General features: G+C 53.6%; 6 protein-coding genes. 3 read left to right on the plus strand and 3 right to left on the minus strand.

The features are described from left to right. A partial coding sequence (locus RC85_RS28680; RefSeq protein WP_238383215.1) for a hypothetical protein occupies window positions 1-226 on the plus strand: 226 nt, incomplete at its 5' end. A 188-nt stretch (window positions 227-414) separates the two neighbouring features. Here RC85_RS28680 and RC85_RS24220 read toward each other — a convergent pair. The 3 genes from RC85_RS24220 to efp all read right to left on the minus strand — a co-directional run bounded on the left by RC85_RS24220 (window position 415) and on the right by efp (window position 3,807). Next, entirely contained in the window at window positions 415-1,389 is a 975-nt protein-coding gene (locus tag RC85_RS24220) for a potassium channel family protein (protein ID WP_068267325.1), read from the minus strand. A 288-nt stretch (window positions 1,390-1,677) separates the two neighbouring features. Next, complete coding sequence (mgtE, locus tag RC85_RS24225) at window positions 1,678-3,024, minus strand: magnesium transporter (RefSeq protein WP_068267326.1); 1,347 nt, start codon at window positions 3,022-3,024, stop codon at window positions 1,678-1,680. 213 nt (window positions 3,025-3,237) lie between these two features. After that, window positions 3,238-3,807, minus strand: coding sequence for an elongation factor P (gene efp / locus RC85_RS24230; RefSeq protein WP_068267327.1), 570 nt, complete (start codon window positions 3,805-3,807; stop codon window positions 3,238-3,240). On the opposite strand from efp, the gene epmB reads away from it, so the two are divergent. Then, complete coding sequence (gene epmB / locus RC85_RS24235; RefSeq protein WP_084422991.1) at window positions 3,806-4,984, plus strand: EF-P beta-lysylation protein EpmB; 1,179 nt, start codon at window positions 3,806-3,808, stop codon at window positions 4,982-4,984. The genes efp and epmB overlap by 2 nt on opposite strands. Further along, the gene (locus RC85_RS24240; protein ID WP_068267328.1) at window positions 4,981-6,471 is read left to right on the plus strand and encodes a sulfatase-like hydrolase/transferase; all 1,491 of its coding nucleotides are present in this window, start codon (window positions 4,981-4,983) and stop codon (window positions 6,469-6,471) included. The genes epmB and RC85_RS24240 overlap by 4 nt, the downstream gene beginning before the upstream one ends. Window positions 6,472-6,949: the final 478 nt, after the last annotated feature.

Raw genomic sequence — 6,949 nt, forward strand, 5'->3', positions numbered from 1 at the left:
CATCGCCCCGCGCGTTACGCCCTGCATGGACGCGCGGGGCGATGCCCACGCGGTTAAACGATTTAGAAACCCTTCACGGCGCGGGGCGATGCCCACGCGGTTAAACGATTTAGAAACTCTTTACGGCGCTGATGGTTACCGCCACATCATTTTTCTGCATTCGTTCTTTTGGCTCAGGCTCGCGGCCGAGGAACTGTCCCGAAATAGCTTCCCGGTTTTCCCGTAGCTGGTCCCGCCAGGGTTCAGTTCACTTCTAGCTGCACCCGACTGAACCCTGGCGGGCCCAGCTACGAAAGATTTCGCCAAAGACGGAACTTGTTTTAGGACAGTTCCGAAGGGCTTCCGTCACGCCGGGACGATTTTCTGCGGATTCGCTAATTTCGCCAAGAAAGGCGACACCTATTCACCGCTCGTTCAATCGACTTCCACAACTTCGGACTTTTTCGCTGCGATCGAATGAGCCAAGTCGGACGCTAGGTGTGCAAGTTCTTCCACTTCATCTTGAACCGAATCTTCGTCTGTTGGTGTGACCAGGCAAGATTGTGGTTGACCATGCACCATGCGGTACCGTGCTTCGGGCAATTCTTTTTCGTCCGCTTCATCATTGGACGCCAATTGAGCGATTCGGATCGCGCCGATCGCTGCTGGCATGACGACGTGCGACGCGCCACTGCGAATCAGTTTTCGTTCTGTCGTCGGGCATTCGGCTCTTGCGATGATCCGAATCGAATCGCAAAGATCGCGAGCGGTCAAAGTAATGAAGACGTTCTTGGCGTCGTCGGGTAACACGGTCGCCAAGGTTCGGGCGCGGAACAAACCAACATCGTGCAGCGTTTCATCATCGACGGCGTTGCCCTGAACTGCCAAAAAACCATCCTCGGTTGCCTGCTCGACTCGAGTCGCATCAATATCAAGGATGACCAATGGCTGATCATGAGCTTCCAATTCGGAGGCCAACATTTGACCGACGCGACCGTAGCCGCAAATGATCGTGTGGTCGTGCAGCAAGTCCACGTCTTTGGATCGTTTTCGTATTCCAAGCATTCTCTCGATTTCTCCTTCGGCCAGCATCTGAACGATGCCGCCAATTACGTAGACAAGCGAGGTGCATCCCGCCAGAATCAAACCCATCGTCAACAGTTTCATCCCGGGCGATTCGACTGGATGAACTTCCCCGTATCCGACACCAAAGATCGTGATCGTGACCATGTAGACCGAATCGATCCAACTCCATCCGGCAATTTTGTAGCCAGCCGATGCGAGCACAAACGTCGCCATGAAGAACGCAAGCCCGCGGCGAAGCGTTTCGTGAGATCCTTTCTGAGCCGGTTTGCTTGGCGCTTGCCGAGTCACCGCTCTTTGGAATTCGCGTTCTTTTGGGTTGGTCATTTTTTTGCCACTGATATCGAAGCCCTAGCAAAGCAAAGTTTGACACTCTGGCGAGGGCCAGGTCCGAACCATGATGCAAAAAAACAACGCTTCGATTTCACCAACCCGCAAGCATCGCCCAATCGTTAGGACCGGAACCGATTTAACGAACAAACTGTAGGACGTAGCGAGTTGGGCGAGTTCCGGCATTTTTTGCGCCCTGCCGTAACTCGCTCCACTCGCTACGGCCTACTTTAGGGCCTCCATCCGATTAGCTTGCCTGCATCCCGACCAAACCCGGCTCGATCGTTAACCCAACAACATTCGCGCGATGTTGATGTAGATCACGATGCCCAAAATATCCACGATGCCGGCGACGAACGGATTGCTCATCATCGCGGGGTCCCAGCCGATTCGCTTAAACATGATCGGCAGCGCCGCGCCGCACAAACAACCGCAAACGATGACTGACAAAAGCGTGAACGGAATCACCAGAGCATCAAACGCACTGGGTGCTAGAAAAATCGCAAACGCATACCCAATCGATGCTAAAAATCCGCCCAAGATCAATGACACGATGGCTTCACGGCGCAGAACCTGGGGCCAATCGGTCAGCTTGACGTCGCCGGATGTCATGGCAGTAATGACAAGCGTTGCGGACTGACTTCCCGAGTTGCCGCCGGCACTAATGATCAGCGGAATGAAGGCAACCAGCCAAGCATAGGTTTCCAGTTCTTGATCGTAATGCCGAAGTGCAAACGCGGTCAGCAAGGCGGCGAAAAACAGAATGATCAACCAGATGCCACGCTTGTAAGAAAGCGACATCAGGGCAATCCGCAGGAAGTCTTGCTCCAACGGTTCAACCGCGGCGATCCGCTGCGCGTCCTCTTCTAGTTCTTCGCGAACGACATCGATCACGTCATCGTGAGTAATAATCCCGAGCAATTGCCGACCGCTGTCGACCACGGGAATCGCGAGCAGGTTGAAACGTTCGACTTTTTCGGCCACGTGTTCTTGGTCATCGGTCACCAGCACCGAAATCACATCCGATTCCATCATCTCGCCAAGCGTTAGCGAAGGACGATTCAGCCGTGAAACCAATTGGCGAGTCGAAACGATGCCGCGAAGTTGATTGTTTTCATCGACGACGTACAGGTAGTAAATCGTTTCCAATTCCGAAGCTTGCCGACCGAGTTCATCCAATGCTTCTCGCACCGTTAGGTTCTCGGCCAACATCGCGACCTCGGTCGTCATCAACGCGCCAGCGGTCTCGCCCTTGTAAGACTGCAACCGCTGGATGTCGCGACGGTCTTCGGCCGGCAACAGTTGCAAAATCTGCTCAACGCGCGGCTGATCGATCTCTTGCAGCAAGTCCACGCGGTCGTCAGACGAAATTTCGTCCACCAACTCGGCCGCCTGTTCGACCGGATGGCTGGCCAACATTTCGACTTGCCGTTCATGCTCGAAATACCCAAAAATCTCGGCACGTCGGTCTGGCGGCGCGTATTGCAGCACCTGCCAGATCTCTTCGTTGTCCAACCCTTCCATGAACTCGGCGGTGCGTCCAGCATTGAGCGCATCGCAGAATTCTTCCAACTCTGCGCGATTGGCATCAGCGAGCATTTCTCGCAATTCGGGCAGGAAGAGTGTGTTCATTGGTAAGAGAGCTTTTAGCGATTAGCTTTTAGCTGTTAGCTTTTCTGTACGTCGTAGAGAAAGTGAAGCGAGTGACGGCATCTTTCGGCAACGCTGCCGTAACTCGCTTCACTCGCTACGGCCTACTTTTAGGCGTCCAGCCGGCTAGCGTGACTGCACCTTGGCTGAACACGCAAAAAGCTAAAAGCTAAAAGCTAATCGCTAATAGCTCGTCTACGTGCTGACTCGTTCCACGTATTCGCCAGTCCGGGCATCGACCTTGATCACGTTGCCTTCTTTGATGAAACCGGGCACATTGAATTCTGCACCGGTTTCAACCTTCGCTGGCTTGGTCACGTTGGTCGCCGTATCGCCCTTGGTTCCTGGGCCGCATTCGGTGATTTCCAATTCGACTTGATTGGGCGGATCGACGATGATGGCGTTGCCGTTGTACAGCGTCATCGTGCAAATCATGCCGTCTTTGAGGTACTTCCAAATGTCGCCGGCAACCTCGGCTGACACTTCGTATTGTTCAAATGTTTCCGTGTGCATGAACACAAAATCTTCACCCTGGCGATACAGAAACGAGACGTCCGTTGTTTCAACGTCGGCTGATTGCAGCGAATCGCCACCCTTGTAGGTGCGATCGACCGAGGTGCCGCGAACCAGGTTTTTCAGCCTGCACTTGTAGAACGCGTTCCCCTTGCCCGGTTTGACAAACGTCATTTCCGTCATCAGATAGGGGTCGCCGTCAATTTCTACCTTCAATCCTTTACGGAAGTCACTTGTGTTATAAGTAGCCATGGGAATCCAACAACAGTTTTCAAAACAAAGAGTCAAGGGACGATCGGCCGAGGACCATCAGTCCCAGCCGAAATCCCCGCCGAGTCAGATTCTAACGCCCCAACCCGACTTTGTCGGTACCGCTACGAAGCCTTCCATCACAGTTTTTCAGCAACACCGATCCGAAGCCGGAAAAGTCGATTGGCAAACGGCGATGAAGCGGGCAATCCGCGATTCCGGCACGCTTTGCGAGGCAGTCGGCCTGTCAGATTCCAATGATTCCGCCCGCAAAATCGGTGGCGAAAACCAATTCCCAACCTTCGTCCCGCTCGAATTCCTGGGCCGCTTAAACCCCGGCGACCCTGCCGATCCGCTGCTGCGTCAAGTCTTGCCGGTCACCCAAGAAGACGAAAACGCGGACCCGCGATTCGTCACCGATCCCGTCGGCGATCAAGCGTCCATGGTCGCCAGTGGCCTGATGCACAAGTACAACGGCCGCACCCTGATGATTACGACAGGAGCCTGCGGTGTTCACTGCCGCTACTGTTTCCGTCGCGAGTTTCCCTATTCCGAAAATCGTGCTCACGATTGGACGCCGGCGCTCGAATATATCCGAGCCAACCCAACCATCGACGAAGTCATTTTGAGCGGTGGTGATCCGCTGACGTTGGTCGATACGAAACTGTTCGATTTGTTCACTCACATCGAATCGATCGACCACGTTCGTCGCTTACGAATCCACTCGCGAATGCCGGTCGTGATTCCGCAACGGGTGACCGCTGATTTGATCGATCGACTTGACCAATCGCGACTTGCCGTTTGGATGGTCATTCACGCCAACCATGCCGCCGAACTAGACACCCTGGTTTTAGACCGAATCGATGCAATGATTCGCGGAGGGATTACAGTATTGAATCAGGCCGTGTTGCTGCGCGGAATCAACGACAACGCCGACGCACTGACTGAGTTGTGTGAAAAACTGATCAACGCCCAGGTGATGCCGTACTACTTACACCAACTGGACCGAGTTCGCGGAGCGGCTCATTTTGAGGTTCCGACGCAACGCGGTCTCGAATTGATCGAAGTGCTTCGCCAACGTTTACCTGGCTACGCCGTTCCTCAATATGTCACCGAACAGGCCGGCGAGCCATCGAAGTCGCCGGTCGGACAAGTTCTATCAAAATCGAAAGTGTTATGAATCGTCTCGCACCGAAGTCTTCTCTGTTTGTTTTTCTGCTAGCGGTTCTGTTCACTTTGCATGCCGCAAAATTGCGAGCGCAAGACCGTCCCAATATCGTCATGCTCTTCACCGATGACCAGCGGATGGATGGCGTGGGATTCATGGGGAATTCAACGATCCAAACGCCGCACCTGGATTCGCTGGCAAGCCAAGGTGTCGTGTTTGATCAGTGCTTTGTTAACACGTCAATTTGCGCCATCAGCCGAGCAAACCTATTGCTGGGCCAGTATCCGACTCAGCATGGAATCGATGACTTTTTCAAAACGCCCACACCAAAACAATTCAGCGAAAGCGTTCCCGGTCGGCTTCAGAAGATCGGTTACGAAACAGCGTTTTTCGGCAAGTGGGGCATCGGTGACACGCCGGCCAGAACCAAACTTGGGGCCGTCGTGTTTGATTTCTGGGCCGGTCAACCGATGCAAACCTGCTTCTTTCACAATCGCGATTGCAAGTATGTGCAATCCAATGGCAAAGATACTTTGTGCAATTGCCCGCCGGACGCTCGCGGGAAAGCCGGTTTTCGCAATCGCATTGGCAAGAAAGGCCTGACCAATCCGCTGCACACCGATTCAGAAGTCGTTCCGATGCATGTCGACCGATTCTTGGAAGGTCGAGATCAAGACAAACCGTTTTGCATGTTCGTGCATTTCAAGTCGCCGCATTCGCCGTACCAGGATTGGGATCCAGAATTTGCGAACCAAACCGATGGAGTCGAGATGCCGGTTCCGCCGTCGGCAACATTGGAAAACGCAATGCGCGAACCAGCGGTGATCAAGAAATCGCTTGGCCGCGCCAGTGGCATGTCGCTATTGAAACATCCTGTGCGGCGCGACACGCACATGCGTGATTATTATCGATTAGTGTCCAGCATGGATAAAGGCGTCGGTAAAATTGTTGAAAGCATGAAGCAACGCGGCGTTCACGAAAACACGATTTACCTTTTCACGTCCGACAATGGGCATCACATCACCGAGCATGGATTGCTTGGCAAATGGGTGATGTACGAACCTTCGCTGCGGATCCCAGGATTCATGTTCGACGCCCGGGCTCCAAAGAGTGGTACGAAGATTAAACCGCTGGTGATCACCACTGATTTCTCAGTCACAATGCTGGCGGCAGCCGGCATCGATCCACCCGCGGAAATGGCCGGGCTTGATTTGACGAAACTTTATTCATCCGGCGCACCCAACGAAATTGATTGGCGAACGGATTTCTTTTACGACCATCCCTATCGCCACGACGGCTCGATTCCCCACAGCCAAGGCGTTCGCGATGACCAGTATTCCTACATTCGCTACGTCAGCGAGGATCCGGTATTTGAGCAATTGTTCGACCTAGAAAGCGATCCAGATCAGTTGGACAACCTAGTCGCGAATCCAGCTTTCAAAGAAAAGCTAGAACAGATGCGTGAGCGATGGCGTGTGCTGAAAGAGTCGCTGAAGTAAAAAGTAGGCCGTGTGGAGCTCTGCGACTCACGGCATTGCACGAGATTGCCGTGTGTCGCGTTTTCGAGCAACGCTACCCCGCGCCCGGCCGCTGAACGGCGTGTCGATAAAATCATAGTCGCCTTTCGCTCCGCGAAAGATGCGTCGACAAACGCTACTTTTGCGGAGCAAAAGGCGACTATGAATTAGGACCTACGTGAGCGATGGCGTGTGCTGAAAGAGTCGCTGAAGTAAAAAGTAGGCCGTGTGGAGTTCTGCGACTCACGGCATTGCACGAGATTGCCGTGTGTCGCGTTTACGAGCTACGCTACCCCGCGCCCGGCCGCTGAACGGCGTGTCGATAAAATCATAGTCGCCTTTCGCTGCTATGAGGGAATCTTAGTCAAGGTGAAATTCGGGTTTTCTTTGGAAGTTCCGATTTGCATCGCAAGCTGCTATTCGATCGTACGAGGGGTAGCCCGCAGATCATTCAACAAAG

Origin of the sequence: Rubripirellula obstinata (genome assembly GCF_001642955.1) — a bacterium.
In the GTDB taxonomy this organism is placed as follows: Bacteria; Planctomycetota; Planctomycetia; order Pirellulales; family Pirellulaceae; genus Rubripirellula; species Rubripirellula obstinata.

Coding starts and splice junctions, on each gene's coding strand:
- RC85_RS24220 (WP_068267325.1), bottom strand. CDS start 1,389: ATGACCAACCCAAAAGAACGCGAATTCCAAAGAGCGGTGACTCGGCAA.
- mgtE (WP_068267326.1), bottom strand. CDS start 3,024: ATGAACACACTCTTCCTGCCCGAATTGCGAGAAATGCTCGCTGATGCC.
- epmB (WP_084422991.1), top strand. CDS start 3,806: ATGGGAATCCAACAACAGTTTTCAAAACAAAGAGTCAAGGGACGATCG.
- efp (WP_068267327.1), bottom strand. CDS start 3,807: ATGGCTACTTATAACACAAGTGACTTCCGTAAAGGATTGAAGGTAGAA.
- RC85_RS24240 (WP_068267328.1), top strand. CDS start 4,981: ATGAATCGTCTCGCACCGAAGTCTTCTCTGTTTGTTTTTCTGCTAGCG.